Origin of the sequence: Paenibacillus sp. An7 (genome assembly GCF_009870785.1) — a bacterium.
GTDB lineage: Bacteria > Bacillota > Bacilli > Paenibacillales > Paenibacillaceae > Paenibacillus.
On record NZ_WTWX01000004.1, the window covers coordinates 131942 to 157956 of the forward strand.

The 26015-nt window shown below is 42.7% G+C and carries 23 protein-coding genes; 14 read left to right on the top strand and 9 right to left on the bottom strand.

Translation table 11 applies throughout. From position 1 onward, the window contains the following. The first annotated feature begins 5 nt into the window (after positions 1 to 5). Both GQY27_RS07450 and yfkAB read left to right on the top strand, forming a co-directional pair. Complete coding sequence (locus GQY27_RS07450) at positions 6 to 1121, top strand: HD-GYP domain-containing protein (RefSeq protein ID WP_236570525.1); 1116 nt, start codon at positions 6 to 8, stop codon at positions 1119 to 1121. A gap of 101 nt (positions 1122 to 1222) precedes the next feature. After that, positions 1223 to 2365, top strand: coding sequence for a radical SAM/CxCxxxxC motif protein YfkAB (yfkAB, locus tag GQY27_RS07455; protein WP_160032923.1), 1143 nt, complete (start codon positions 1223 to 1225; stop codon positions 2363 to 2365). 98 nt (positions 2366 to 2463) lie between these two features. Here the strand turns inward: yfkAB and GQY27_RS07460 are convergent, their stop codons facing one another. Then, positions 2464 to 5124, bottom strand: coding sequence for a cation-translocating P-type ATPase (locus GQY27_RS07460; protein WP_160032924.1), 2661 nt, complete (start codon positions 5122 to 5124; stop codon positions 2464 to 2466). Between the two features lie 379 nt (positions 5125 to 5503). On the opposite strand from GQY27_RS07460, the gene GQY27_RS07465 reads away from it, so the two are divergent. Next, on the top strand, positions 5504 to 6193 hold the full coding sequence (locus tag GQY27_RS07465) for an HAD family hydrolase (protein WP_160032925.1): 690 nt from the start codon (positions 5504 to 5506) through the stop codon (positions 6191 to 6193). A gap of 138 nt (positions 6194 to 6331) precedes the next feature. On the opposite strand, the gene GQY27_RS07470 is transcribed toward GQY27_RS07465, so the two are convergent. The 5 genes from GQY27_RS07470 to GQY27_RS07490 all read right to left on the bottom strand — a co-directional run bounded on the left by GQY27_RS07470 (position 6332) and on the right by GQY27_RS07490 (position 12566). Then, a complete protein-coding gene (locus GQY27_RS07470; RefSeq protein WP_160032926.1) occupies positions 6332 to 7444 on the bottom strand; it encodes a YheC/YheD family endospore coat-associated protein in 1113 nt (370 codons plus the stop codon). 16 nt (positions 7445 to 7460) lie between these two features. Then, complete coding sequence (locus GQY27_RS07475) at positions 7461 to 8570, bottom strand: YheC/YheD family endospore coat-associated protein (RefSeq protein ID WP_160033150.1); 1110 nt, start codon at positions 8568 to 8570, stop codon at positions 7461 to 7463. After that, positions 8570 to 9943 (bottom strand): YheC/YheD family endospore coat-associated protein, encoded by a 1374-nt coding sequence (locus tag GQY27_RS07480; RefSeq protein ID WP_160032927.1) that lies wholly within the window; start codon positions 9941 to 9943, stop codon positions 8570 to 8572. Before GQY27_RS07480 ends, GQY27_RS07475 begins: the two co-directional genes overlap by 1 nt. Positions 9944 to 10051: 108 nt before the next feature. After that, positions 10052 to 11167: a YheC/YheD family endospore coat-associated protein gene (locus GQY27_RS07485; protein WP_160032928.1), complete on the bottom strand. Its 1116-nt coding sequence runs from the start codon at positions 11165 to 11167 to the stop codon at positions 10052 to 10054. Between the two features lie 31 nt (positions 11168 to 11198). Continuing rightward, the gene (locus GQY27_RS07490) at positions 11199 to 12566 is read right to left on the bottom strand and encodes a YheC/YheD family endospore coat-associated protein (RefSeq protein ID WP_160032929.1); all 1368 of its coding nucleotides are present in this window, start codon (positions 12564 to 12566) and stop codon (positions 11199 to 11201) included. Between the two features lie 195 nt (positions 12567 to 12761). Between GQY27_RS07490 and GQY27_RS07495 the strand changes: the two genes are divergently transcribed. The 3 genes from GQY27_RS07495 (at position 12762) to GQY27_RS07505 (ending at position 15024) form a co-directional block, all read left to right on the top strand. Next, the gene (locus GQY27_RS07495) at positions 12762 to 13109 is read left to right on the top strand and encodes a YlbF/YmcA family competence regulator (protein WP_160032930.1); all 348 of its coding nucleotides are present in this window, start codon (positions 12762 to 12764) and stop codon (positions 13107 to 13109) included. Positions 13110 to 13260: 151 nt separating this feature from the next. Continuing rightward, a complete protein-coding gene (locus GQY27_RS07500; RefSeq protein WP_160033152.1) occupies positions 13261 to 13530 on the top strand; it encodes a hypothetical protein in 270 nt (89 codons plus the stop codon). 156 nt (positions 13531 to 13686) lie between these two features. Further along, positions 13687 to 15024 (top strand): DRTGG domain-containing protein, encoded by a 1338-nt coding sequence (locus GQY27_RS07505; RefSeq protein ID WP_160032931.1) that lies wholly within the window; start codon positions 13687 to 13689, stop codon positions 15022 to 15024. 20 nt (positions 15025 to 15044) lie between these two features. On the opposite strand, the gene GQY27_RS07510 is transcribed toward GQY27_RS07505, so the two are convergent. From GQY27_RS07510 to GQY27_RS07520, 3 genes are all read right to left on the bottom strand, one after another. Continuing rightward, complete coding sequence (locus GQY27_RS07510; protein WP_160032932.1) at positions 15045 to 15356, bottom strand: YtpI family protein; 312 nt, start codon at positions 15354 to 15356, stop codon at positions 15045 to 15047. 104 nt (positions 15357 to 15460) lie between these two features. Continuing rightward, positions 15461 to 15946: a sporulation membrane protein YtrI gene (locus tag GQY27_RS07515; RefSeq protein WP_160032933.1), complete on the bottom strand. Its 486-nt coding sequence runs from the start codon at positions 15944 to 15946 to the stop codon at positions 15461 to 15463. An 18-nt stretch (positions 15947 to 15964) separates the two neighbouring features. Next, positions 15965 to 16291, bottom strand: a complete 327-nt coding sequence (locus tag GQY27_RS07520) for a YtrH family sporulation protein (RefSeq protein ID WP_160033154.1) — start codon at positions 16289 to 16291, stop codon at positions 15965 to 15967. Positions 16292 to 16446: 155 nt separating this feature from the next. On the opposite strand from GQY27_RS07520, the gene GQY27_RS07525 reads away from it, so the two are divergent. The 8 genes from GQY27_RS07525 (at position 16447) to GQY27_RS07560 (ending at position 25864) form a co-directional block, all read left to right on the top strand. Continuing rightward, positions 16447 to 20154, top strand: coding sequence for a DNA polymerase III subunit alpha (locus GQY27_RS07525; RefSeq protein WP_160032934.1), 3708 nt, complete (start codon positions 16447 to 16449; stop codon positions 20152 to 20154). A gap of 200 nt (positions 20155 to 20354) precedes the next feature. Continuing rightward, positions 20355 to 20846, top strand: a complete 492-nt coding sequence (locus GQY27_RS07530; protein WP_160032935.1) for a phosphatidylglycerophosphatase A — start codon at positions 20355 to 20357, stop codon at positions 20844 to 20846. A 168-nt stretch (positions 20847 to 21014) separates the two neighbouring features. Then, positions 21015 to 21203, top strand: coding sequence for a glutamate decarboxylase (locus GQY27_RS07535; RefSeq protein ID WP_160032936.1), 189 nt, complete (start codon positions 21015 to 21017; stop codon positions 21201 to 21203). A gap of 211 nt (positions 21204 to 21414) precedes the next feature. Next, positions 21415 to 22305 carry an acetyl-CoA carboxylase, carboxyltransferase subunit beta gene (accD, locus tag GQY27_RS07540; RefSeq protein ID WP_160032937.1) on the top strand — a complete coding sequence of 297 codons (891 nt, stop codon included), beginning with the start codon at positions 21415 to 21417 and terminating at the stop codon, positions 22303 to 22305. Position 22306: 1 nt separating this feature from the next. Next, positions 22307 to 23314: an acetyl-CoA carboxylase carboxyltransferase subunit alpha gene (locus GQY27_RS07545; RefSeq protein ID WP_160032938.1), complete on the top strand. Its 1008-nt coding sequence runs from the start codon at positions 22307 to 22309 to the stop codon at positions 23312 to 23314. A gap of 98 nt (positions 23315 to 23412) precedes the next feature. Further along, positions 23413 to 24828 carry a pyruvate kinase gene (gene pyk, locus GQY27_RS07550; protein ID WP_160032939.1) on the top strand — a complete coding sequence of 472 codons (1416 nt, stop codon included), beginning with the start codon at positions 23413 to 23415 and terminating at the stop codon, positions 24826 to 24828. A 107-nt stretch (positions 24829 to 24935) separates the two neighbouring features. Next, positions 24936 to 25445 (top strand): acyl-CoA thioesterase, encoded by a 510-nt coding sequence (locus GQY27_RS07555; protein ID WP_160033156.1) that lies wholly within the window; start codon positions 24936 to 24938, stop codon positions 25443 to 25445. A 23-nt stretch (positions 25446 to 25468) separates the two neighbouring features. Then, positions 25469 to 25864, top strand: a complete 396-nt coding sequence (locus tag GQY27_RS07560) for an FxsA family protein (RefSeq protein ID WP_160032940.1) — start codon at positions 25469 to 25471, stop codon at positions 25862 to 25864. Positions 25865 to 26015 lie beyond the last annotated feature (151 nt).

Genomic DNA, 26015 nt, shown 5'->3' on the forward strand with positions numbered 1-26015 from the left:
TGACCTTGCGTCTTGTACCCATTGCTATGCTTGAGCCGGGGATGAAACTCGGCAAGCGAATATATAATGATGAGGGTATTGTTTTACTCAGGGAACAAATTGAACTGACAACCCATCTGATCAAGCGAATCTCTCAGTTGGGTATTCGTTATGTATATATTCAGGATTCTCACATGGAAGATATTGAGTTTCCTGTTATGTTACGAGAAGAAACTAGAATCCGAGCTATGAAGGAAATTAAAGAGCAGTTCACCAGTCTAGCAGGCGGTAATATGAAAAATAAATATCCTTATTTAGGGAAAAAATTTACCGGTGTGATGGAGCTGATCCTTGAGGATATTTGTTCTCAGCCGGGTGTTATGATTATGATGTCGGGAATGCATACCATGGATCACACTTTGTATGATCATTCTCTTAATGTTTGTATTCATTCTCTGATTCTTGGTAAGGCACTCGGTTATGACAAAAACAAATTGATGGAGATCGGTCTTGGTGCGATGCTGCATGATATAGGAAAGACTCAAATCCCTCCTCACATTTTGCAAAAGCCAGGAAAGTTGACTCCTGAGGAATATGGAATCGTAAAGAATCATACGTTATATGGATTCAAACTTTTAAAAGATGAACCTGGCATCCCTTTATTATCAGCACATTGTGCACTTCAGCACCATGAACGAATGGATGGTCAAGGTTATCCTCAAGGCCTAAAGGGATCGGATATTCACGAATATGGCAAACTGCTTGCACTTACAGATTCTTATGATGCCATGACCACGAACCGTATATACCAGAATGCTCTGCTGCCTCATCAAGCAGTGGAAATGCTGTTCGCGGGTTCAGGAACACTCTATGATCAGCATATCTTGGAGGTTTTTAGGGATTATGTAGCTATTTATCCAATTGGTCTTACGGTACAGCTTATCACCGGGGACACGGCAGTTGTTGTTCGTATTCATCCCGAAGCACCGCATCGTCCCGTTGTTCGAGTTATTAAAGATTCGGAAGGCAGGAAGCTGCATACTCCGTATGATCTTGATTTAATGGAACATTTATCCGTTATGATTGCGGGTGTGGGCAGGGAGGCAGTCATGATGACTTCGGAAGAGCCTCAGTTTACATAACGAGGTATTTTTGTTCGGTAAACAGATGTGATATACGAAATGAATAATGTTAAGGATTGGTTTATGCAATCCGTTTATTTTAGGAAGTAAGGTGAATTAAAATGAGTTTATTAAATCATGAAACAAATTCTTTACAAATGATTTCTCCGTCTTATGATCCATGGGACCCGATTATGTCACTGCGAAAATATGGGCAGCATAAGCTGACAAGTGTAGAGATGACAGTGACTCACTTGTGTAATATGCGCTGTGAACATTGTGCGGTAGGAGACATGCTTGTCATGAAAGAGGCGCCTGCACTGCCTGTTTCTGAGATGATTAAGGCACTGGATCAGGTGGAGCATCTTGAAACGATTAGTTTGACAGGCGGAGAACCAAGTTTTCTCGAAAAAACGGTAGATGAAATGATTGTACCGCTGCTGAAATACGCAAGAGAACGGGGAATAAGATCCCAGATTAACTCTAACCTGACACTTGACCTGAGTCGTTATGAGAAAATGCTGCCTTATCTTGATGTTATGCATATTTCCTTTAATTATCTAAGCGCTAAGGATTTGCATGAGGTAGGATTTACAAACAGTCCTCGGCCAGTAAATTATGAAGTAGCAGCAAGAATGTACGATAAAATGATGGAGAATTCTTTGAAACTCAGTGAGCAAGGAATGTTTATATCAGCCGAATCCATGATTAATTATCGCACGCATGATAAATTGGCTGGTATTCATCGTTTAATCGGACAGATGGGGGCAAAACGTCATGAAGTGCACCCGATGTATGCGTCTAATTTTGCCGCTTCACTGCCGGTGCTTTCCTTAGATGACATGCGAGCCAGTATTCATGGACTGCTGGATGCTAGAGACAAAGACATGTGGATGTTGTTTGGAACCCTTCCATTCTACGCTTGTAATGGAGGAGAGGAAGATCGCAAGCTAATTTCTAGATTGCATAAAGAGCCAAATGTAACGGTTCGTAACGATCCGGATGGTCGCAATCGGGTTAATGTGAACATGTTTACCGGTAATGTGTATGTGACGGATTTTGCAGATATCCCTGCCTTCGGTAACATTAAAAATAAGAAGCTTGATGATATTTTTGAAGAATGGACGACAAATCATCCACTCAATCAGACCGTAAACTGTTTTTGTGACGCTGCTCAGTGCTGTGGTCCTAACCTGCTTGTAGCAGATATGTATTATAAGGATGTAGATTTCAAAACTAGAAAAGCACTCACTGATATGATGTAACTTAAGTAAACATAAGTGTTATCAGCAGGTAAAAAGAATTGTAATAAAGGAGAGGCAGTCACGTCATATACGTGACTGCCTCTTTTTAGATTCATTCGTTAGGAAGTGATCTTATCATCTTTACGCATGCTTACTCGAATAAATTTAATTACTTCCATCAGCAGTACGGAGCCGAGGGCAAGTCCACCGGCAATAAGGAACTCATTCCATCCAAACGTTGCTGGAATGGAGAAGATACCGCGCACACCAGGAAGCAAAGTAATACCGTAAAGAACGAAACAGAGTAGGACGGCTCCAATAACATACTTATTGGACAAGAAGCCAACCTGGAAAATGGTTTGCTGATTGGATCGTGCTGCAAAGGTCTGCAGGGTACGTGCCAAAATCAGCGTTGTAAAGGCCATAGCCACACTCATCTCCGGCGAATGTTGAAGCCCGATATACTGGGAGATAATAACGGCGATCCCGATGAGGAGACCTCTGGTAATCACTGCTGTGAGCGTTCCGCCGGCAAAGATACCTTCGTTAATATCACGCGGCTTCCGCGACATCACATTTGGTTCTGCTTTTTCCATCCCGAGTGCGATGGCAGGAAGCGAGTCATTCGCCAAATTGATGAACAAGAGCTGAATCGCTGTAAATGGATTAATCCAGTCCACAATCAAGGCGAAGAGAATCGCTATAATTGCACCTAAATTTCCCGCGAACAGATAAGCGATCGCTTTCTTGATGTTATCGAATACAGTACGACCTACTTCAACGGCGTTAACAATAGAAACGAAATTATCATCTGTCAGAATCATGGCCGACGCATCTTTGGCTACGTCCGTACCACTTCCCATTGCAACTCCAATATCCGCTTGTTTCAATGCAGGAGCATCGTTAACTCCGTCACCTGTCATTGCGGTAATTTTGCCTTTTTTCTGCCAAGCACGAACAATTCGAATTTTATTTTCCGGTGATACACGGGCATAGACGGAGATATGTTCTAACTTTTGATCAAGCTCTTGTTCAGACATGGCGTCAAGTTCTTGACCTGTTACTGCAATATCTCCTTCACTCATGAGTCCGATATCTCGTCCAATAGCCTCAGCTGTTGTTTTATGATCGCCTGTGATCATAACCGTACGGATTCCTGCTTTTTTGGATTCCATAATGGAGTCAAAGACCTCTTCACGTGGAGGATCGATCATCGCGGTAAGACCGACAAGAACAAGGTCATGCTCGTCATTCACACTAACTTCAGTGGTCTCATTAGGAATATTTTTATAGGCATATGCTAGAACACGAAGCGCTCGTTTAGAGAACTCTTCATTTTGATGACGAAACTGTTCGATCATTTCATCTGTGAGCGGTTGTTCTTCACCGTGGATGAAGACACGATTACAACGACTGAAGAGTACGTCAGGTCCGCCTTTTGTCAAAATAGTTTTCTGTCCATCAAACGTATGGATGGTAGACATCAGTTTTCGATCCGAGTCAAAAGGGATTTCTGCTTCCCGTGGGAATTGATCTCGAATTTCTCGGTAATGTTTGTTTTTATTATTGCTAAACGCAATAAGCGCTATCTCCGTTGGGTCGCCGAGTTCTTTTCCTTCTTCATTAATATGGGAATCATTACAAAGGACAGCAATGTGCAAAAGTCTTCGTTCTGCAGCGGTTAACGTATCTGGATCATCCGGAAATTCTTCTTTGGTTCCTTCAGGCAGATAATAATCGACCACGGTCATACGGTTTTGAGTCAGTGTTCCCGTTTTATCCGTACAAATGACGCTTGTCGAACCTAGAGACTCAACCGCAGGCAATTTACGAATAATCGCATGCTGTTTTGCCATTTTATTCGTTCCTACGGAAAGAACAATCGTCACAATGGATGATAAAGCTTCCGGGATCGCAGCAACCGCAACCGCAACAGCGAACATAAGAGCATTCAGGATCGATGCCGTCATATCTACGGAATTATTGTTAAAGTAGATACGCGCTGCTTCTACGCCGAAAATAATAACGGACAGGATGAGAATGAATATCCCGAGTTTTTTACTGAATTTATCTAATTTACGCTGGAGTGGTGTTTGCTTAGATTCTGCACTTTCGATCAGACCCGCAATTTTTCCAATCTCTGTTTGTTCTCCGGTAGCGGTAACGACAATCGTTCCTCGGCCGTAAACAGTAAGAGCACCGCTAAATACCATATTTAGGCGATCACCAATAGCAACTTCACCTTCTATAGGCTCTGTATGCTTCTCAACCGCTTCCGATTCACCAGTCAGCATTCCTTCATTTACTTTTAAGCTGCCTGATTCGATGACACGACCATCTGCAGGCACGTTGTCTCCTGCCTCAAGCAGTACAATGTCGCCGGGTACAAGTTCTCTGGCAGGTATCGTTACACGTTGTCCGTCTCGAATGACTTTCGCTTCCGGAGCAGAGAGGTTACGAAGGGCATCAAGTGAACTTTCTGCTTTTCTTGTTTGCACAACACTAACGATGGCATTAAGAACAAGAACAAGGAAAATAATCAAAGATTCAATATATTGCCCAAGGAAAAGCTGAACAGCAGCTGCAATGAGAAGTACAATGACCATAGGGTCTTTAAAGTTATCTAGGAAAAGTTTCCATAGGGGATCTCTATCTTTTGATTTCAGTTCATTATAGCCTTCTGAGTCCAGTCGTTTTTGTGCTTCTGTACTGGAAATCCCTTGTTCTGAACTATTTACTTTGCTGAGAACTTCTTCTTTACTTTGTTGATAGTAATTCAATTCGAATTTCCCTCCCTTGTTATTCTGGCTGTCGAAGATGTAAACCAGGCTTGCATTCTCTTTTGCCTTATGTATATTTCAAGCATCAGCAAAAGAAAGTTATTATCTCTCTCCAGTGTAATTTCTCCACACCCTCCTCTTGTTATGCTTGAATCATAAATACTCTGTTCATTACCCGCATAAATAAGCGGAGACACCCCATTTTTTCAGTTAAATATATATCTTTTGTGAATCGAATCCATTTAATGAGTTATGGAATGGATCCAAACAATTTATATTTTACATAACCCAGGTTTACATGGCTGTTAAAAAATGCGTATCATATATATAGATCGTTATATACTTCGAAATATTTTGTTACGGAAAGGATGCTGCAATAATGAATCAAATGGTTACCCTCAAAAAGCCGGAGGCCATGATCTTTGATATGGATGGTACTCTTTTTCAAACAGAATCACTTCTCATTCCCGTATATCACCGCCTGTTTGATATCTTGAGGGAGGAAGGTCATCATGAAGGTCCAACTCCGCCTGACGAACTCATGCTCGGATGTCTTGGGATGCTGCTGCCGGATATATGGAATAAAGTAATTCCGAATGCAACAGATGAGGCAAAGGCTCGTGCGGATGAGCTTCTTCTGCAGCTTGAACTAGAAGATCTAAAAGCAGGATCTGGAGTCCTTTATCCAGGAGTAAAAGAAACACTTCAAGAGCTTCATAACAGGGGTGTCAAACTTTTTGTAGCAAGTAATGGACTAGAACATTATGTAAAAGGGATAGCAGAAATCCACGGAATCACCGAATGGTTTGACGATCTATACAGTGCAGGTGAATTCAGTACCGCTTCAAAAGTTGATCTTGTGAAGCTGCTTTTAGATAAACACCAAATTAAAAATGCATGGATGGTAGGAGATCGTTCATCCGATGTGGAAGCGGGGGCCGAGAATGGTCAGACTGTTATTGGCTGCACCTATGCTGGGTTTGGTAAGGAAGACGAACTTAAGGGATCAAATGCATATATAAATGACTTCACGGAGCTTCTCGAGCTGTACAATCAAGCCGAGGAGTAGATAAATTAGGAATACCTATTAAAGCTGCATAATAAAAATAAAACAAGCCGCTATTTGTTATATGCTTTCCTACATGAAGGATGGAACGCTCCTTCAGTGGATAGATATAACATATACGGCTTATTTTTGGCATATCTTTTATAATAATGAACTGTTTTTTTGTTTGTAGAGCCAGAGCGAGTATTCAAGAGGTTTAATCATGGCCTGTCGGTATACCTCTTCTTGACCAATCTCAATAAATACTTCACGCGCAGGTTTAGGATTGACCTCAATAAGATAAATATGCCCCTTCTTATCAATAGCCAGATCGAGAGCCAGTTCACATAAATCTCCGTAGGTTTTCTCCAAATATTTAGCAACCTCAATACCGAATTCTTCTGCTGTTTCTCGGACCTCGTTTCGTTTTTCGGGAAGGGAGATCCATCTCGATAAAAGTTCGTTCATCTCTGCAGCTCTGCCGCCGCCATGCAGATTAGAAGTTACGCTACGTTCTGCACCAATTCGTCCCGCACAGCCGGTGCACTCCCACTGCCCATGTTTATTCTTCTGTACGAGCATACGGTAATCGTGAACACGACCATTGGGAAGTTTTAATTGAACGCCTTCTTGGATGATATAACGAGTTTTCGTATCTGCAGAAGGAAGTAACGTAGATATATTCTCTATTTCGATCTTTCTAGGGGACAGGATATGTCTCTGTTGATCCCGTCCTTGTACAAGTAAGGTGTTACCGTTTTTTGAGCTGTGCTCAATACGCAAAATTCCACGGCCGCCCGTACCGTTAATTGGTTTCAGGTAAAGAAGTTTGTGTTTTTTTAGCATTAATTTGACATCGGCTGTGCTTCCATACAGTTTGGTATCAAGTAAAAAAGGGCGAAAAAGTGCTTTTTTATTCAATGTTTGATGCAGGGTCCACTTATTACGAAGCGGACGATTTAGAAATAGTAGATGTGCATACTTTTTGCGAAAACGAAGCAGTTCCTGGAATCGTTCTCCTCGCTGAATTCGGCAACGATCAAAGATAAGGTCCGGAAAAGAACGCCATTTACGGATCCAGCGGTTCTGCTCAGGTAAATACATGAGGGCATGAATCAATTCTTTGCTGGAATTTACATCGGAGGGAGTGAATACATATACGTCAATGCCCAGCTTTTGGCCTTCCTCGATCATCATCTCATAGACTTTTTTCTCTTCAAGATGCTTTTTATCGTTAAGGTACAGCGTGAGTATGCCTAGGACAGGTGATGGCATAAAAGGATCACCTTCTCTAATTTTGTATTTGTCTCGCTAAATAGGTGCAGTAATGAATGATTCGCTCCAGTGATCGTTTGCGTATCAAAGGCTCATCAAATTTCATCGGTTTTGCATTCGCTTCAAAGAAACAGATGCCTCCGCTCGGGTTAACACCGAGATCCATGGACATCTCACCAAGCTTATGCCCAGCTGCCTTTTCCACTTGTTTTGCAATCGTGATGGCTGTTTCTTTCACATGATTCATAATTTGACTTGCCCCTTCTGAACCAAATACTTCACTCAGCAGTTCATACGGGTCTTCCACGCTGCCTCCGCGAGGAACATGTGTTGTAATACTTTTATGACCAGCAAGTCTTGCTCCAATTCCTGAGAGGCTCCATACGCCTTTGTTGTTCTTCTGAACCAGTACGCGAAGGTCAAAAGGCCGGCCCTTATAGGTGGCGAGTTTGATTCCTTGCTGAATGATATATTTGCAATCTTCCGTTTCTAGTTGGACTCTGTTCCAAAGTTTCTGGAGAGTAGCTGCCTTGTAAGTCACACTTTTTTTGTTATCTTGTATTCGAAGGATATAAGGCAGTTTCTCTTTTTGCTGAAAAGTAAGCCGCATAATTCCTTTTCCTGCTTTTCCATTTTCCGGTTTTAAATAAACATAGGGATATTGCTCCAGCACTTTTCCTAATCCTCGCCTGGTTCGAAGTCTTTTGGTATACGGGATAAAATCGCGGGTAGACTTTCCTTTACTAAGCCATTCAAACAGATCCCATTTATTAAAAAAATAAGGATTGAACAGAGTGATGCGGGGATGGTCCAGACACTCCTGTATTTTTTTCTTTACAAGTGGATCTTGTTCATCTTCCCGTTGAGGAATTCGGTTATAGATCACCTGAGGAAGGGGGAACAGGTCTTGGACCCATTCCTTTACGTGTTCATCATAACGATATCCTTTAATTTCACGAGAAGACAGCTTCAGGTCGCGAACGGTTACGATGTATACGGAACAACCAAGCTCTTCACCGGTACTTATAATGTCACGAAAATTGTTGCGATTTCCCCGAAAGAGAAGCTTCTTATCATGCATGGTCAGAATCGCAATAGTAGGCTTCGTGTCCCTGATCTCGCTAATCACAAATTTTCCCTCTGGTGGAACTGACTTAGATATAAACAGTGGTCTACTATGTGTTCCACCGATGCTTTCCCCTCTGTTCTGAGCTGAGGGTGACGGAAGATCGATCGCCCCGGTTTTGCGTTCGCTTCGAACATCCATACGTGTTCCTCCTGATCAATGCCAAGGTCAAATCCGATTTCACCAAGAACATGCTTATGATGAAATTCAATGGCCTCTGCAAGTTTTATAGCCACATCTTTTGTTTTTTGCAAAACTTCAGATGATCTGCTGCCAAATGTTTTGCTGAGCGCTTGTTCTGGTGTCATTAAAGAACCGCCATTTTTTATGTGGGTGGTAATGGATCCTTTTCCGGCTTTTTTAGCCCCGATTCCCACGACAACCCACTTATTGTTACCATTCTTGTGCATGTGAAATCGAAAATCGATAGGGCAGCGGTCAATTTCAATAAGCCTAATTCCTTGCTGTGCAACATAGTCATGAGACTCCGAGCCAACTTTTGCTTTTAACATTCGGGCAAGGCTTTTAAACGTCTTAAAGCGCAGAAGTACATTGCCGCCTGCTTTACGATAACGGCAAAAATATCCGCGGCTCGGCAAATAGGTCAATCGATAGATACCTTGACCCAGGCTTCCGGAAGAAGGTTTATAATACACAATTTGGTGTTTTTCTAACATTTCATTAATGAGCTCCATGCTTGGATTTAGATGGGACTCCGGTACATAACCATTGACGGTTTGATCATCTTCAAGGAGTTTGTAAATATCTGATTTGTTAAAGAAACTCCAGTTAAAGAAAGGGATATTTTTTCGTTCAAAACGATCTCGGAGCTGGTTTGTAGAATACGAGAAATCAGATCGTCTGCTCGGCAGGCGATTATAGATCACATCAGGAAGCGGCACACGCTTTCTGACAAAACTGCCAGAGCTGTTAAGAAAATAACCGTTTATCGTATCACTGCTCCAGTCAATATCTCGAGGTGTGAAACCAAAAGTGTACGATTTTTGGCTTCCCTCTCTGAGTAACTGTTTCACAAAGCCGGTTCTTGAACCAAAGGGTTTGACAGCAGAGGGAGGGCCATCTGATAAAATCCCGATTAGTGGTCCGAGATGCACTTCGTCTCCTTCCACATTTTTTACCAGGATGCCGCCTGTGGTTGGTACCTTAATCGCACTGCGAACACCATTTGAAAGATAGATATGTTTTCCGCTTTTCTTCATTGGCTTTAGATTGACTTGAATCCGATTTTTCCCCAGCCGGATATGAATATTTTTTTTACCGGATAATTGAAAATTTTTAATAAGGGCATTAGATAAATAGATGATTTTCTCCGGCCGCTTCGTAAAATGCAGATTGCATAATGTCAGGCTCATTTATTTTTATCCTCCTATCCCAAAAACGCAAAGGATTATTGATGTGTATATTTACAGAACTGTCAGCTTGCTTTGGAGGGATGTATTTCATTCTTATTTGTGATTACTCTAATGAATAGGTGAGTCATGTGAACGGAGCAGTAAATAACGAGCATACTCTAGCGGTCGATGACAAGCTTTATTTATACTCTCGGAATCACCGGAGAGAAGGAAGGCAGCACGCCCTGGTTTAGAGTTCACTTCAAGAATCCATAGTTGACCGTTTCGGTCGATTCCATAATCAATGCCAAGCTCGCTGAGTCTTCCATAGCGGCTTTCTAGAATGCTCGGAATAAGAGCAGACAGTGCTGTAGCTTTTGCGAAAAGGAGAGAGGTGGTTTCTTTTCCGTATTCTTGTTCAAGAAAGGTGAGGGCATCCCTAGCTGTTCCGCCCCCGTGAAGATTGGAGGTAAGACTGCCTGCCGGACCTTCTCGAATAACTAGCCCGCTAAGGTCCCACTGGCCAGCACCATTTTTTTGTACCAAAGCTCTAAGGTCAAATGGTTTCGTATCTTTATTTATAAGCGGCAGAAAGGGCTGGATAATGTAAGGTTTGGCGATGAGAATACGATGCAGCTGTGCAAGGCCGGAAGAGAGATGGGAGAATCGTTTTTCGAAGCTCCGGTTATACCGGTTTCGTCCCTGAATATATAGAGTTTGCTCTTCAGAGATCCACTGTGCTTTCACCGTACTTTTGCCATGGGATCCTGCTTGCGGTTTCAGAAAGACGCCATCCGGATGTTTTTTTAGCCATGCTTTTAGCTGCTCTTTAGAGGTGTAGAGTTCAGTCTCAGGTAAATGTTTATGCAGTATTTTACATGATTGTAGTGCCTGATATACATGCCATTTGCCTGGCAGGGCTCTAGAGAGAAACCGAATTTTGCGCGAAGCAGATTTGCTTGCCTGACGTAACCTGCGCCGAAATACTCCGGGAACTGGAGTGAGACAACGGTCATATATCAGGTCAGGTAAATCAATCGTTTCTTGAGTCCAGTTCTCATTTACATAGCGATAACCTTGATATTTTCCATTGGGTGCAGACCCTTTAGGAGTGATCACCACAACGTCCATATCAAATTTATCACTTTCCTCACATAACCTTTGGCAAAAGACTTCATCCGCAAAAGGAGGTGAACCTTCTCGTTCGTTAACGAGAACCCCGAGAGTACCGAGTGTTCCTTGCATATCTCATGTTCCTCCTTTCTGGTATATGGATTTAGAAGCCTGCCAAATAGGCAGAATATTCAAGCATTGCTTTTACAGAAGGTCGTATCTTGTTATCCGAAAGCGGTGTGTTATCATTTTTGGAAGGCTTGGAATTCACCTCAATAAGCCAAATGTTTCCTGATGTATCCATAGCAAGATCAATACCAAGTTCTCCAAAGTGAGCTGGGATGGTTTCTTCAATGGCTGCAGCAATATCAAGGGCTGCTCGGCGCATTTGCGGAAGGGCATTTTTTTTGACTTCAGGAGAAAGTGACGTTTTATTTACCGCTTCTTTTAACGTACTAAGTGAGCCGCCTCTAGCCAGATTCGACACAAAATGGCTTCCTCCGGCGATTCGCGCGACAATAGAGGTAACCTTCCATTTTCCTGTGTTATTCTTCTGGACCAAGGCTCTAAAGTCTACCGGTTTTTTCCCAATATCAATAAGCGAGATCCCTTGCTGGATCTGATATTTTGTTGTTTTCATTTTTCCTGATAATCCTGTGAAAAGTTTGGCTAGAGTCGGATAAGTCTGTTTCTGTACACCGCCTACTAAGGTGGCATGAGTCAGATAGGAGCCGTCCGTTTGCCGTGAAATTCGAATAATGCCTTTGCCAAGACTGCCCCGTACAGGTTTTAGAAATACAACGGGATGAGCCAAACACATACTTTTAAATCTAGAAAAGGACTTAAGCAGATGGGATTCAGGCAAATATCGTTTAAGTCCAGCATTTGTTTTCAGCGCTTCGAATACTTCATGCTTATCGAGAAATTTCTCATTATACATCTCTGTTCCGTGCAGGGATTTTACTTCCTTCACAAAATGCTGTACGCTAGGTTTATTCTCAAGTTTGCGTGAAGTAAGCCGATTATTGATGACGTCGGCTACTGGCATGACTGTTTTTTTCCAGCCATCGTCGTAGATCCAGCCTTCGATTTGCCCAGTTACCGTTTCGATGTGACTTGGAGTAATGAAATACACATACGCACCCTGTTTTTGACACGCACCGACCAGTTCTCTACAGAACATGGTGATTGAACCAAAAGGTTTTTCAAGCTGTTCCGGGTAGTCTCTGCTGATTAGAACACTAATGAGCGGACCAATACGTAGTGTACGGCTGTCGGCATGATAACGAATTTGAAGGACAGAACGGTGAATGAGACCCAGTTTCTTAGCAAAGGAGGGACTCATCCGCATCCCTTCGTATTTCGGGACGGAAAGAACGGTTACTTCTTGATTGAAACTTCCGAATGCGAGGATTAACGGACGTCCAGTGGGGATTTTCCACTGCTTGAGAAATTTATCCCCGAGCATCACGACGTCATCCTGCAGAAGGCCAGATCCGCTTATTTGGATCACTACTTTTTTCTTTGACATCGTGGATCTCCTTCCAGGGGGCAAACAAGATGTCTGTTTTAGGGTGGAATGGGTAATAGAACAATGCATGTAATTCATCATATGAGGACATATATCCCTTGGTGATTGACCTACTTTTTAAAATTGTTTTTAACTTGCCTGAAAACCTAACCTAGAAACGAAGTATTATTTAAAATCAGCTGGGAGGAATTATTAATGAATGTTCATGACAAAGCTAACGAACTTGCAAAAGCACTGAAAGAAAGTGAAGAAGTACAGGAAATTACAGCAGCTATGAAATTGGTGGATGCAGATCCAGACAGCAAACGTATGCTCGAGGACTTCCGCAGACGCCAGAACGAAATTCAGCAACGCATGATGTCAGGTGATATGCCGGCTCAAGAAGAGATGGAACAAATGGAAAAATCATTTGAAGTACTTAGCCTGAATCTTAATATCCGCAGACTATTTGAAGCTGAACGCCGTTTGAGTGTGATCATTGAAGATGTAAACAAAATTATTATGGAAAGTCTGCAACATCTATATGGCGGACCTGCAAATTAGTAGGATCGATTCTCTGATTTCTCACGCTTCCTAATTTGTCCACATATTTACCACTTCTCATTCATAGAGTAGATATATAGATTCATGAAAAAGAGGAGTGAGAAATGTGGCAGGAAAATTAAAATTATCGAAGGCAAAACATATTTTCTACATGCTTATTGCCGGTGGAATGACGCTTTATGCCTTGCCTAACCTATCGTTTACCGGATGGAGTGCAGCATTCAGTGCTACTTGGTTAGCTTTTGCCCTTCTCGTTATTGGTGCTAATCTGCACTTTATACTGGGTGTAGACGAGGAGAAGAAAAAAGCACTTGACCGAGTACGCAAATCGAAACTTCGTCAGTGGGAATTAAAGTGGATGGAAGATAAGGAGAGTGGGAAGACGGTGAAAATTGTTCCTGCTAAGGAGCGTTCACAGTGAATCTTTCACACGCAAGGGTTTGTTCTGTAAGCTGGAAATGGCTTCAGAACAACCCTTTTTTTGTTTCTATTAAAAACCTTTTTTTGGTTATTTTGTGTAGTTCGTGATATAATGAGTACAGACTAGTACAGTTCGGAAATAAAGGGGTGTAACAGATTGGAAGGGAACGAAGAAAACGTTACGAAGCATGTGCAGCTTCTTGAATACATAAGGCATCTCAAAATCGGAACAAAAATATCAGTTCGTGGATTGGCAAAAGAACTAGGTGTAAGTGAGGGAACGGCTTATCGGGCTGTAAAAGAAGCAGAAAATGCGGGACTTGTTGTTACGAGAGAAAGAGTAGGAACGATAAGAGTAGAGAAAAGACTGCGCGGTGCTTCAGAACAGTTGACGTTTGGAGATGTAGTAGAGATTGTAGAAGGGTATGTTCTTGGAGGCAGAGAGGGGCTTTCTAAACCACTGCACAAGTATGTTATCGGTGCAATGAAAGAAGAAGCGATGGCTAAATACATTGATGCAGACAGCTTGCTCATCGTAGGAAATCGCGACAATGCCCATTTACTGGCTTTGAATCAGGGGGCCGGGGTGCTAATTACAGGAGGATTCGAGACGAGTGCAGAGGTAATTCAGCTTGCGAATGAACTGAGCCTTCCTATTATCTCATCCCGACATGACACCTTTACAGTAGCATCTATGATCAATAGGGCTATTTTTGATCGGCTGATTAAGAAAAAGATTATGCTTGTTGAAGATATAGTAGGAGATAAGCCCAGATCCTATTATCTGAAACTTAGCAGTACAGTTTCCGATTTCAGCAGACTGGTCTTGGAAACAGGCGAGCTCCGTTTTCCGGTTATAGATGAATGGAATCGGGTGATCGGGATTATTACTCGCAAAGATGTCATCGAACTCGATCAGAACGAGGCGATCGAAAAATGTGTGGTTCGCAAGCCGGTTACAGCAACCCTCAAAACTTCTCTTGCTTCTGCGGCTCAGTTAATGGCTTCGGAGGGGATTGATTATTTACCTATTGTGGATCGAAATCGGAAGCTCATTACCTCGGTTAAACGCAGAGAAGTGCTGGATGCCATGCGAGAAGCACAGAAACAACCGCAGCTTGGCGAAACGTTCGATCATTTGATATGGAATGGTTTTGTAGAAGAGCGAGGACCCGAAGGAGAGACAAGATATAATGGGATTATCATTCCTCAGATGGCTACGGACTTAGGAACGATCTCGGAAGGTGTACTTGTCAACTTAATGACGCAGGCGGGTTATAAAGCCGCTCAGGAGAAGACAGGCAGTGATCATGTACTTGAGAATATAACAACTTACTTTGTCCGGCCTGTACAGATTGAAGACAAGATTAGTATTGTACCGAGAATACTTGAAGTCAGCAGACTTAACTGTAAATTGGATATTGATATTGTCCTTGAAGATAATAAGTTAATCTGTAAAGCAATCATGACCCTTCAAGCGATTGACCGGGTGTAAACTACAGCGAAAAGTCCACCTTATACAGGGGACTTTTCGCTTTTTTGATTTGCATAGTAACTATGGTTACGAATACCGGAAAATACATGGAATGCGCCTAGAACAAGAAAGATAGCTTCGATGATAACGGCAATCGTAGACCCCTGAAACATGAACATCTGGATACATGCCAGTACAATCAGCATGATGCCCATCCAAATATTGCTAAGCGCTTGTAAAATGCCTCTCTGCTGCAGATCACGTGACCGTCTGCTACGAACACTAGAGATACCCGCCGTGACTGTAGAGATAAGAAGCAGTGCGAATAAAACGTATCTAATGATATCTAGCATAGTTGGTAAGACAGCTCCTTTTTAGGAAAAATATACATGTTGTCCTCATTGTATCATGAATTTCCTCTAGTATATTAAAAAGATCCTGCGGGCTTTAGCCTTCCTTATCGAAAAGATGGCGTGATTTCGACCCATACTTGAAGCACACCTTCCATAACAAGCATGGTTGTAATTTTCACAGCGTAGGGCTTCTCTCTCACGGTGTATGTTTTTTTATCCATCATAATTCGTGTCATTTTACTGTACTCATCGATGTTATATACATCTCTGCCCCGCAGTACCTCGAGTTCATCGCCTAACAGTTGTATAATCTCCTTCACTGAAACCGAGTCGGGGATCTTGTCTGATTCTTCTGCACGAACATGAATTTCTTTGATTACAGTTTGTCGTTTACTATATTTTTTTAAGGTTTTTATATCTTCGATATACTGTTCTTCTTGAATCTTTAAATCCTTGTTTTCAAGCCAAAGCTCATTGTAACTTGCGTGAAATACGGCATTGTAGACGACGCATCCGATAATTATACCCAGCACAAAGACACCGGATAATTGTATAAAAGGACGTATAAGATAGGTTGGCGGTACACGCATGATACGTTTACCTCCTTCCTAGTTTCGTGTTGTGCATATCCATTTGACTAGCTCTGTCCCCATATGAGCACCTAAAAAAGCAAAAATCAGATACAAGATTTGTTTAATCGCAGGAGATAAGTTCCCATCCAGCATATTGCTTTCTATGACACGCATGGGATCAATCGTTCCACCGACAGCGGCGGCCAGGGCCCAGATTTTTATTTTGCCTGCAACATCCAGCATCGTCTGAGTAGGAGGCTGAAGGGATACAACTGCACCGACTCCGCCGAGCATTGCCCCGCCGAGTACAATGCCAAACGCAATAAAGAAATCAAGGATAATCTTAGACATGAAACTCATAATGTGGTCCGGCTCCTTTCTGTCCTCCTTCATGTGAATCCTAGAAAGGAAGGACACAGCTTGCTTGTACTCTATTCTATGGGCGGAGCCTGCCTTGATATGATAAAATAGAAAAGATAAAATACGTGAAATATGATTAAGGAAAGGATGTAACGGTCATGAGTTCATTTGTGCATTTACATGTTCATAGCGAATACAGCCTGCTTGACGGTGCTGCACGGATTGTAGAGCTCGTGGACAAGGCAGCGAACGATGGGATGAAGGCTCTTGCATTAACAGACCATGGGGTCATGTACGGAGCAATCCCTTTTTATAAAGCATGTGTAGCAAAAGGAATTAAGCCGATTATCGGCTGTGAAGCTTATATAACAGCAGGTTCTCGTCATGAACGGGGAAACCGTAAAGATCAGCCGATTTATCATTTGATATTGCTTGCTCAGAACCATATCGGTTATCAAAATCTAATGAAACTTTGCTCGATTGGTCATTTGGAAGGTTTTCATTATAAGCCTCGAATCGATATGGAGAGCCTTACGGAATATAGTGAAGGAATTATCTGTTTAAGTGCGTGTCTTGGTGGAGAGATTCCGCAGCATATACTCATGGGACGGATAGATGAGGCTAGAGAGGCTGCTACTCGTTATAAAACGATATTTGGAGACCGCTTTTATCTTGAACTGCAAGATCACGGTCTCTCAGAACAGAAACGAGTAAACCCTGAACTCATTCGTCTATCCAAAGAACTAGATATTCCGCTCGTTGCAACGAACGATGCTCATTATCTGTCGGAAGAAGATGCGGAAGTTCAGGACGTACTCATCTGCATTGGTACGGGGAAGACCGTGGATGATGAAGACCGGCTTCGCATCCCCTCAAGCCAGCTTTATTTAAAGAGCAGTGAGCAGATGCAAAGTTTGTTCCCGCATGTACCAGAAGCGGTTGAAAATACAGTGCGAATCGCGGAGCGTATCGACTTAAAACTTGAGTTTGGAAACTATATTCTCCCGGCTTATAGACCGATACCAGAAGGACTCACACCAGGCGAGTATCTTAAACAGCTGTGTGAAGAAGGACTTAGATCACGATATGAGGATACAAGCCACTGGAGCAGTGAAGAAGGGAAAAAGGAACTATTTGACCGGCTGTATTATGAGCTTGGTGTAATTGAAGAAATGGGTTTTTCTGATTACTTCTTAATTGTGTGGGATTTTATTGCCTATGCCCATCAGGAGGGCATTGCGACTGGACCAGGACGGGGCTCCTCAGCGGGCAGCCTTGTCGCTTATGTGCTGCGCATTACAAATGTCGATCCGATAAAATATCGGCTTCTTTTTGAAAGGTTCCTAAATCCCGAGCGGATTACGATGCCTGATATCGATATTGACTTTAGCGATGAGCGAAGAGATGAAGTTATTGACTATGTATCTAGAAAATATGGCCGCGAGCATGTCGCACAGATTATTACCTTTGGAACACTGGCTGCGAGGGCTGCAGTAAGGGATGTGGGAAGAGTACTCAGCATTCCGTATGCAGAAGTTGATAAAGCAGCAAAGCTGATTCCAGGTCAGATCGGCATGAATATTGCCAAGGCGCTCGAACTCACTCCTGAGCTCAAAGCACTCTATGAAACTAAACCCAAAACAAGAGCACTGCTGGATATGGCGAAAAAAGTAGAAGGCATGCCAAGACATGCTTCGACACACGCGGCTGGGGTTGTCATATCGAGAGATCCACTGACAGATGTGGTTCCTCTTCAGGAAGGCAGCGAAGGAGCAGCGCTGACGCAGTACTCTATGGAAAACCTCGAGTCGATTGGTTTGCTCAAGATGGACTTTTTGGGACTAAGAACGCTGTCCATCATCGAACGTTGTTTACGCTGGGTTAGTGAACAGGAAGGCAAAGCTCCAGATTTCCGGTATATTTCTGATGATGATCCGAAGACCTATGAAATGCTGGGAAATGGGGATACGACAGGCATTTTCCAATTGGAATCTGCAGGAATTCGTAAGGTGCTGAAGGATCTGAAACCTTCTGTTTTTGAAGATATCATCTCGGTACTTGCTCTTTATCGTCCGGGTCCAATGGAATTTATTCCTAAGTATATTCAGGGTAAGCATGGACTCATTGAAGTGGAGTATCCGCATAAAGATCTCATACCTGTTTTAGAAGACACGTACGGAATTATCGTATATCAGGAGCAGATTATGCAGATTGCTTCAGGCATGGCCGGTTTTTCACTTGGAGAAGCCGATTTGCTGCGCAGAGCTGTGTCTAAGAAAAAAAGAGAAGTACTCGATCTCGAGCGAGAACACTTTGTTAAAGGAAGTGCGGCGCAAGGTTATAGCCAGGAAGAGGCGGACCGAGTCTATGACATGATTGTTCGTTTTGCTAACTACGGGTTCCCGCGTGCGCATGCGGCAGCCTATGGGATTTTGGCATTTCAAACCGCGTATTTAAAAGCGCATTATCCTGCACCATTCATGGCTTCCATGTTAACTGCGGTCATGGGAAATCACCGGAAAGTAGCGGAATATGTTGTCGAATGCAGACGGATGGGTATTCCGATTCTTCCGCCTGATGTGAATGAGAGCGGGATTTTATTCACTCCAATTGCAGGACATAATGGAGACTCTCCTGGGGTTGAACCGGCCAAAGAAGAGAAGCCGCAGGGATGTATCCGATTCGGGCTTGCTGCCATTAAAAATGTGGGAACTCAAGCGATGGAGAGTATTCTTGCTGTTCGCAGCAAAGACGGTCCATTTGAAAGTTTGCTTGATTTTTGCAGAAGAGTTGATCTTAGAGTCTGCAATAAACGAGTAATTGAATCTCTGATTCAGGCAGGTGCTTTTGACAAGCTTCCAGGCCACCGGGCACAGCTGCTCGCCATGCTCGATGAGGTGGTAGAAGCGGCTCTGAAATGGCGGAAAGAGCGAGAAGATTTACAAATTCAACTTTTTGATTTTGTAGAAACGCCAAATTGGGAGATTGAGTATCCGAATATACCTGAACATAGCATGTCACAACAGTTAGAGCTCGAACGTGAACTGCTTGGGCTGTACCTCTCTGGCCACCCGCTTGACGATTATAGTGATGTTTTGGAGACAGAAGAAGCAAGCAAGCTGATGGAACTTACAGATGCCGAAGATGAGTCAGTGGTTGTAACCGCAGGCATGGTTGTATCGGTCAAACAGATTACGACCAAACAAGGGAAATCGATGGCCTTCATGGAGCTTGAGGATCAGATCGAGCGGACAGAAGTAGTTCTTTTTCCAGAAGTATGGCGAAAAAGCGAGCAATTGATTGACAAAGGTGCATTACTTGCGATTCGAGCTAAAGTACAGCTTCAGGATGAAGGATTTAAGCTTCTTGCTGACGAAATAGCTCCTTTATCCGGTGAGAACCTGCATCGTCTAGCCTTACAAAAACAGCGAAATACAGGGCGGCAGGATAAAAAATATGGTTCCTCTTTTCGGGCGAAGACAGCTCCTTCTCCTCTGCCGCAGCGAGCTTCCGAAGCAGCGAACCGTGCTAGAGTGAATACATCGCCGAGGGGGGATTCTTATGCTTCTCTCAAAGCGAAAGGGACAACAAAATCGGGGTCAGGGAACGAGTCGACACCTAAACTTAACGTGCATGTAAAACAGCGGGTGTATATGAAAATAACATCAGCAGCAGAAAAGTCAGGTGTCCTTACAAAACTGAAGGCTGTATTACAGCAGCATCCCGGACCTGTAACAACTGTCTTATTCTATGAAGAGCACAGGTCTTATAGAGCATTAAGTGATGCGTATAGTATTAAACCTTCTCCAGAACTGATTGCCGGGCTTGAAGAAATTCTGGGTAAGGGAACCGTCGTAGTGAAGTAATACCTGTGATTAAAGCAAGAGTAAGGTCTTGTGAAAATGATTCATTTAACGTACTTTTTACGAACAATTTCCATCCCCGCTGCATACACTTAGGAACACCAAACATTTGGTGCATTTTTAAGTAGATGATTTGCTCTCACTTTGGTATAGACGTTTTCAAAATGAGACAATCATGGCTACAGGGATGGGGGAATCAGCGGATGTCATATGAAATTGTGGAAGCGATGCTGAAACGACGAGGTGTGACGATTGAATCGATTGCAGAGATCGTGTTCACCCTTCAGAAGAAGTTTCACCCGGAACTGAGAGAACAAGAGTGTGTGGAAAGTGTTCGTGCGGTTTTAGGTAAACGAGAGGTCCAGTATACACTTTACACAGGAATTGCACTGGATGAGCTCGCAGAGAAAAAACTGTTACCGCAGCCGCTTCAAGCACTGCTCGAAGCTGATGAGCCACTTTATGGTGTGGACGAGACTCTAGCACTTGGTATTACTAGTGTATATGGAATGATTGGACTGACGAGTTTTGGCTACTTAGATAAAGAAAAAATGGGGATCATTGAAACACTGAATGACAAAAATTCAGGAGTTCATGTTTTTTTGGATGACTTAGTTGCTGGTCTTGCCGCTGCCGCATCTGCCAGAATTGCTCATAAGAACATCAGCGCTAAAAATTATCCTTTTAATCCATAAATAAAGGTTTATCTTCCGTGAAAATAGGCGAAAACAATAGTTACATGAATAGGGAAAAACACATGAATCATTCTGCCTCCAAGCCTTTCTTGCGAAAAAAAAGAGAGTTATGTTATCATTAAGCCATTATGCGAGCTTTAATCATAGGGCTTAGGGGGCGGAAATGGCATGTGGACGGTGATATATATTGCACCGACAGCAAAAGTTGCTGACAGACTAAAAACTCGGCTTGCGGATGAAGGATTTCTAGTACAGACCCGTCCCATCAGTTTATCCAAGCAACAGTATGAAATTCTCGTTCCCTCCGGTGAGTTAGAAGAGGTTCAGGAAGTACTGAATTCCATCTTGCATTCCTAGATGAAGCAATGGAGTTCTATTCTTGTTTGCGGACCTATTCTATGCGGCAGGGAATTTAAAGGAAAGAGCGAACGACTCCCTTGTCTGTGTGTGTCTGTCTCCTCTTTTTTTTGCGTATAGGCACTTTTTATGTTTGCCCATGCTATGTTGTTAATGGCTGGTCATTTCTAGACTAGCAAGCCATCAAATTTACGGCTGAAGAGGTGTAGTTGTGTTCAAAGATATATTCCAGAAAAAGCGGAAATACGCGACCATACCTTCAGAGCGAACAGGGCAGAATGATGCTCCTGAAGGAGTGGACCGCCCAAGACGTGAGATCCCGGAAGGGCTCATGAACAAGTGCAGTAAATGTGGCACGATTCAATATAGTAAAGAGCTTGAGAAGAATCTGAAAGTCTGTCCTTCGTGCGGCTATCATATGCGTTTAAATGCAATGGAACGTGTCAAGATGACACTTGATGAAGGCTTTATCGAATATGACGCAGATATGGTCTCAGTGGATCCATTAGATTTCCCTGGTTACAAATCAAAGCTGGAACAACAAACGATGAAATCAGGTCTGAAGGATGCTGTAGTTACTGGTGAAGGCAGCATAGATGGTCATCCTGTAGTGGTCTGTGTTATGAGTTTTGACTTCTTTTCAGGAAGTATGGGTTCCGTGGTTGGCGAAAAGATCACAAGGGCTATAGAGAAAGCGACCCAGAAAAAGTTGCCTCTCATTATCTTCTCCACATCCGGAGGAGCTAGAATGCAGGAGAGTATCTTAAGTTTAATGCAGATGGCTAAGACAAGCAGTGCTCTTGCAAGACTGGACGAGCAGGGAGGACTATATATCTCTGTCATCACTGATCCAACAACAGGCGGTGTATCTGCCAGCTTTGCTATGCTCGGCGATATTAATATTGCGGAGCCAGGAGCTATTTTTGGATTTGCTGGCCGAATTGTAATTGAGCAAACCATTCGTCAAAAGTTACCGGATGATTTTCAAACTGCTGAATTTAACTTGCAGCATGGACAGCTCGATATGGTAGTGCATCGTAAAGATTTACGGACTACTCTAGCCAAATTACTAGACATGCATGAAGTGAAGGGAGAGGTGTAAGTTGGCGGGAGAGTTGCCACATGAAGCGCCCCTTACGGAGATGCGCAAGAAGATTGAAGAGCTTCAGCAGTTCGGTCTTGAAAAAGGAATTGACTTTACAGATGAGGTAAACCGATTAGAAGAGCGATATGCCAAACTTGAGGAAGAAGTATATTCTTCGATCACGGCTCCTCAGAAAATGCATATTGCAAGGCATCACCAGCGTCCAACCTCACTAGATCTTATTACGCTTGTATTTTCCGATTTCATGGAACTTCATGGCGATCGCCTGTTTGGTGATGATCTAGCAGTAGTAGGAGGTCTTGCTAAACTTGGAGGCAGACCAGTGACGGTTATTGGTCAGCAACGAGGTAAAGATACTAAAGATAACATAGCACGATTTTTCGGAAGCGCTCATCCAGAAGGGTTTCGAAAAGCACTGCGTTTGATGCGCCAAGCGGACAAGTTTGGTCGTCCCATCATTACGTTTATTGATACTAAAGGTGCTTATCCTGGTAAAACGGCGGAAGAAAGAGGACAGTCAGAAGCGATTGCTCGCAATTTAATTGAAATGGCGAAGCTGTCTGTACCTGTCATTTGTGTCGTAATTGGAGAAGGCGGAAGCGGCGGAGCATTAGCGATGGCCGTTGGAAACCGGGTACTTATGTTGGAGCATGCCATTTATTCTGTCATTTCGCCTAACGGTGCAGCTTCTATTCTGTGGAAGGATGCCGCGAAGGCAGACCAAGCTGCAGAAGCTATGAAGATTACAGCACAGGATCTAATAGAGATGGAAGTTATTGAAGACATTGTTCCTGAACCTAAAGGCGGAGCCCATCTTGACTATGAAGCGACAGCCAAATCAATTAAACTAATGATTGAACAGCATCTTTCCGAGTTAATAAGTATGACAGGGGAAGAACTTCGTCAAGATCGATACAACAAATTCCGCAAAATCGGAAAGTTTCAAGAGAATTTAGAAAAAATAAAAGACCCTCTTATAGAAGATTCTTCTTTCGGCAAAGATTAATATGACAAAGTTCCTATACAAATGACGAAATTTGTAGTAGATTTAATTGTTGGAAAAGATATATAAAGAGAGTCTTGAAAACGGAGGAAACTACAAAAATGCGCAAAACAAAAATTGTATGTACCATTGGTCCTTCCAGTGAATCGTTGGAGAACACAAAAAAGTTGATCATGGCTGGTATGAATGTGGCACGTCTAAACTTCTCCCACGGTGATTATGAAGAGCACGGAGCACGTATCAAAACCATTCGTCAGGCTTCTGAAGAGTTGAACAAGACGGTTGCAATCTTGCTTGATACGAAAGGTCCTGAGATTCGTACAGGTAAACTTGAAGTAGAACCGATTGAACTAGTTCAAGATGAATTTGTTACCCTTACAACCGAAGAAATCCTCGGTACCAAAGATCGTATTTCTGTTACTTATGAAGATCTGCCAGGAGATGTATCTCCAGGATCAACAATTTTGATTGATGACGGTTTGATCGGTTTAACAGTAGTGGAAGTAAATGGCACAGAAATTAAATGCCGCATCGTTAACGGCGGTACGATTAAGAGCAAAAAAGGCGTTAACGTACCAGGAGTTAACATTTCCCTGCCAGGTATTACCGAGAAAGACGCTAACGATATCATTTTCGGAATTGAGCAAGGTATTGATTTTGTTGCGGCTTCCTTCGTACGTAAAGCAAGTGACGTACTTGAAATTCGCGAATTGCTTGAAAAGCATAACGCTGGTCATATCCACATTATCTCCAAAATTGAAAACCAACAAGGTGTAGATAACCTTGATGAAATTCTTGAAGTTTCCGATGGTTTAATGGTTGCTCGTGGTGATCTTGGAGTAGAAATTCCTGCAGAAGAGGTACCTCTTGCGCAAAAACGCATGATTGAGAAATGTAATATTGCTGGTAAACCAGTAATTACAGCAACTCAAATGTTGGATTCTATGCAGCGTAACCCTCGTCCTACTCGTGCAGAAGCGAGTGACGTTGCGAATGCAATCTTTGATGGTACAGATGCAATCATGTTGTCTGGTGAGACAGCAGCAGGGAAATACCCAGTTGAGTCTGTTCTAACCATGGCTCGTATTGCAGAAAAAGCAGAATCTGCTTTGAATTATAAAGAGCTTTACAAAAAACAACGCAGTGCTCAAGAAATCACAGTAACTGAGGCGATCAGCCAATCTGTTGCGATCAGTGCGTATGAACTACATGCAAAAGCGATTCTTACTTCAACGGAATCTGGTCATACTGCTCGTATGGTTTCCAAATACCGTCCTGAAGCTCCAATTGTAGCCGTAACAAATGAAGACCGTACAATGCGTAAGCTGGCTTTGACTTGGGGTGTAGCTCCTGTTAAAGGTAAACCTTGTGATACTACGGACGGATTGTTTGCAAATGCAGTAGAAGGCGGCAGAAAATCCGGTATTGTAGAAGAAGGCGATCTTGTTGTTATTACAGCAGGTATTCCACTTGGACGCTCTGGTTCTACAAACCTCATTAAAATTGATCATATCTAATCGATATAATTCAAATAATAGACGACAAAAAGCAATGGGGCCAATCGGTCCCATTGCTTTTTTCACAGTATGAAGCTATGTAAAGGGTGTGAACATCTATGAGTCCAATAAAGAATAGGGATGAACAAGAAAAAAGTGCGTGGTTTGGTACTCGTTTTCGTGTGCGTTATCAGGAAAGTGACCAAATGGGCGTTGTATATCATGCCAATTATGTGAATTGGTTTGAGATTGGCAGAACCGAGATGATCCGCAGTCTTGGGCTGACATATCGCAGTATGGAAGAAGCGGGGGTGCTGTTACCTGTAATCGGACTTGATCTAACATACAAAAAACCTGCCAGATATGATGATTGTGTCACGGTTTGGACTCGAATCAATCAAATGAGCAGTGTTCGGCTTACTTATGAGTATGAAGTGCGAAGAGATGAAAGTTTGTCATTACAAGGGCAAAGCCCCATCTCCTTAGGACCTATCCTCTCCTCTGCGAAGCTTCCAGGTGAACTTCTTGTTACCGGTACAACACAGCATGCGTGGGTAAACAGTGATTTCCGCCCTGTTAGACTTGATAAAAGTTTTCCGAACCTGTACGATGCATTAAGTAAGGCTTTAAGGCTTTAAGGCTTGGAAGGGAGTAACCGTACATGCGAAATTGGATGTGGGCTGCGCTTTTAATCATTCCCGGTGTGGAATTGTTTGGATTTATATGGGTAAGTGAAAGAATCGGCGCTGGATCCACGATTTTGATGATTGTTTTAACATCGCTGATTGGGATCGCGATGATGCAATTTGAAGGCCGTAAAGTAATGCAGGACACCCAGAGAGAAATGAAAAATGGCCAGGTGCCTGGCCGCAAGATGCTGGATGGCCTCTGTGTTTTTGTAGGGGGCATGCTGCTTGTCATTCCCGGATTTGTCACTGATATTATTGGCTTTACTCTTCTCTTTCCATTAACAAGACCATTATATCGAATCTTTTTATTAAAATGGCTGGAGAAGAAACTGAAAGAAGGAAAAATTAGAATTCATCGGCGATTCTGATTATTTATAGGAGCAGGAAGATTAATTTCTTTCTGCTCCTTTTTATGATAGGCAAATATATACATAAGGGTCCTTATTTGTCAATGAAAGTGATTACAAAAAAATACTTATGCCTCTGAAAGAAATCTTTGATATCCTTTGAAACCTTCAA

Excerpts from the sequence above, each read along its gene's own strand:
- GQY27_RS07490 (WP_160032929.1), bottom strand. The coding sequence starts at position 12,566 with ATGTCAAAGAAAAAAGTAGTGATCCAAATAAGCGGATCTGGCCTTCTG.
- GQY27_RS07525 (WP_160032934.1), top strand. The coding sequence starts at position 16,447 with ATGAGTTCATTTGTGCATTTACATGTTCATAGCGAATACAGCCTGCTT.
- pyk (WP_160032939.1), top strand. The coding sequence starts at position 23,413 with ATGCGCAAAACAAAAATTGTATGTACCATTGGTCCTTCCAGTGAATCG.
- GQY27_RS07485 (WP_160032928.1), bottom strand. The coding sequence starts at position 11,167 with ATGCAAGGAACACTCGGTACTCTCGGGGTTCTCGTTAACGAACGAGAA.
- GQY27_RS07500 (WP_160033152.1), top strand. The coding sequence starts at position 13,261 with ATGCTTATTGCCGGTGGAATGACGCTTTATGCCTTGCCTAACCTATCG.
- GQY27_RS07515 (WP_160032933.1), bottom strand. The coding sequence starts at position 15,946 with ATGCGTGTACCGCCAACCTATCTTATACGTCCTTTTATACAATTATCC.
- GQY27_RS07495 (WP_160032930.1), top strand. The coding sequence starts at position 12,762 with ATGAATGTTCATGACAAAGCTAACGAACTTGCAAAAGCACTGAAAGAA.
- GQY27_RS07560 (WP_160032940.1), top strand. The coding sequence starts at position 25,469 with ATGCGAAATTGGATGTGGGCTGCGCTTTTAATCATTCCCGGTGTGGAA.
- yfkAB (WP_160032923.1), top strand. The coding sequence starts at position 1,223 with ATGAGTTTATTAAATCATGAAACAAATTCTTTACAAATGATTTCTCCG.
- GQY27_RS07510 (WP_160032932.1), bottom strand. The coding sequence starts at position 15,356 with ATGCTAGATATCATTAGATACGTTTTATTCGCACTGCTTCTTATCTCT.
- GQY27_RS07465 (WP_160032925.1), top strand. The coding sequence starts at position 5,504 with ATGAATCAAATGGTTACCCTCAAAAAGCCGGAGGCCATGATCTTTGAT.
- GQY27_RS07470 (WP_160032926.1), bottom strand. The coding sequence starts at position 7,444 with ATGCCATCACCTGTCCTAGGCATACTCACGCTGTACCTTAACGATAAA.
- GQY27_RS07535 (WP_160032936.1), top strand. The coding sequence starts at position 21,015 with ATGTGGACGGTGATATATATTGCACCGACAGCAAAAGTTGCTGACAGA.
- GQY27_RS07480 (WP_160032927.1), bottom strand. The coding sequence starts at position 9,943 with ATGAGCCTGACATTATGCAATCTGCATTTTACGAAGCGGCCGGAGAAA.
- GQY27_RS07530 (WP_160032935.1), top strand. The coding sequence starts at position 20,355 with ATGTCATATGAAATTGTGGAAGCGATGCTGAAACGACGAGGTGTGACG.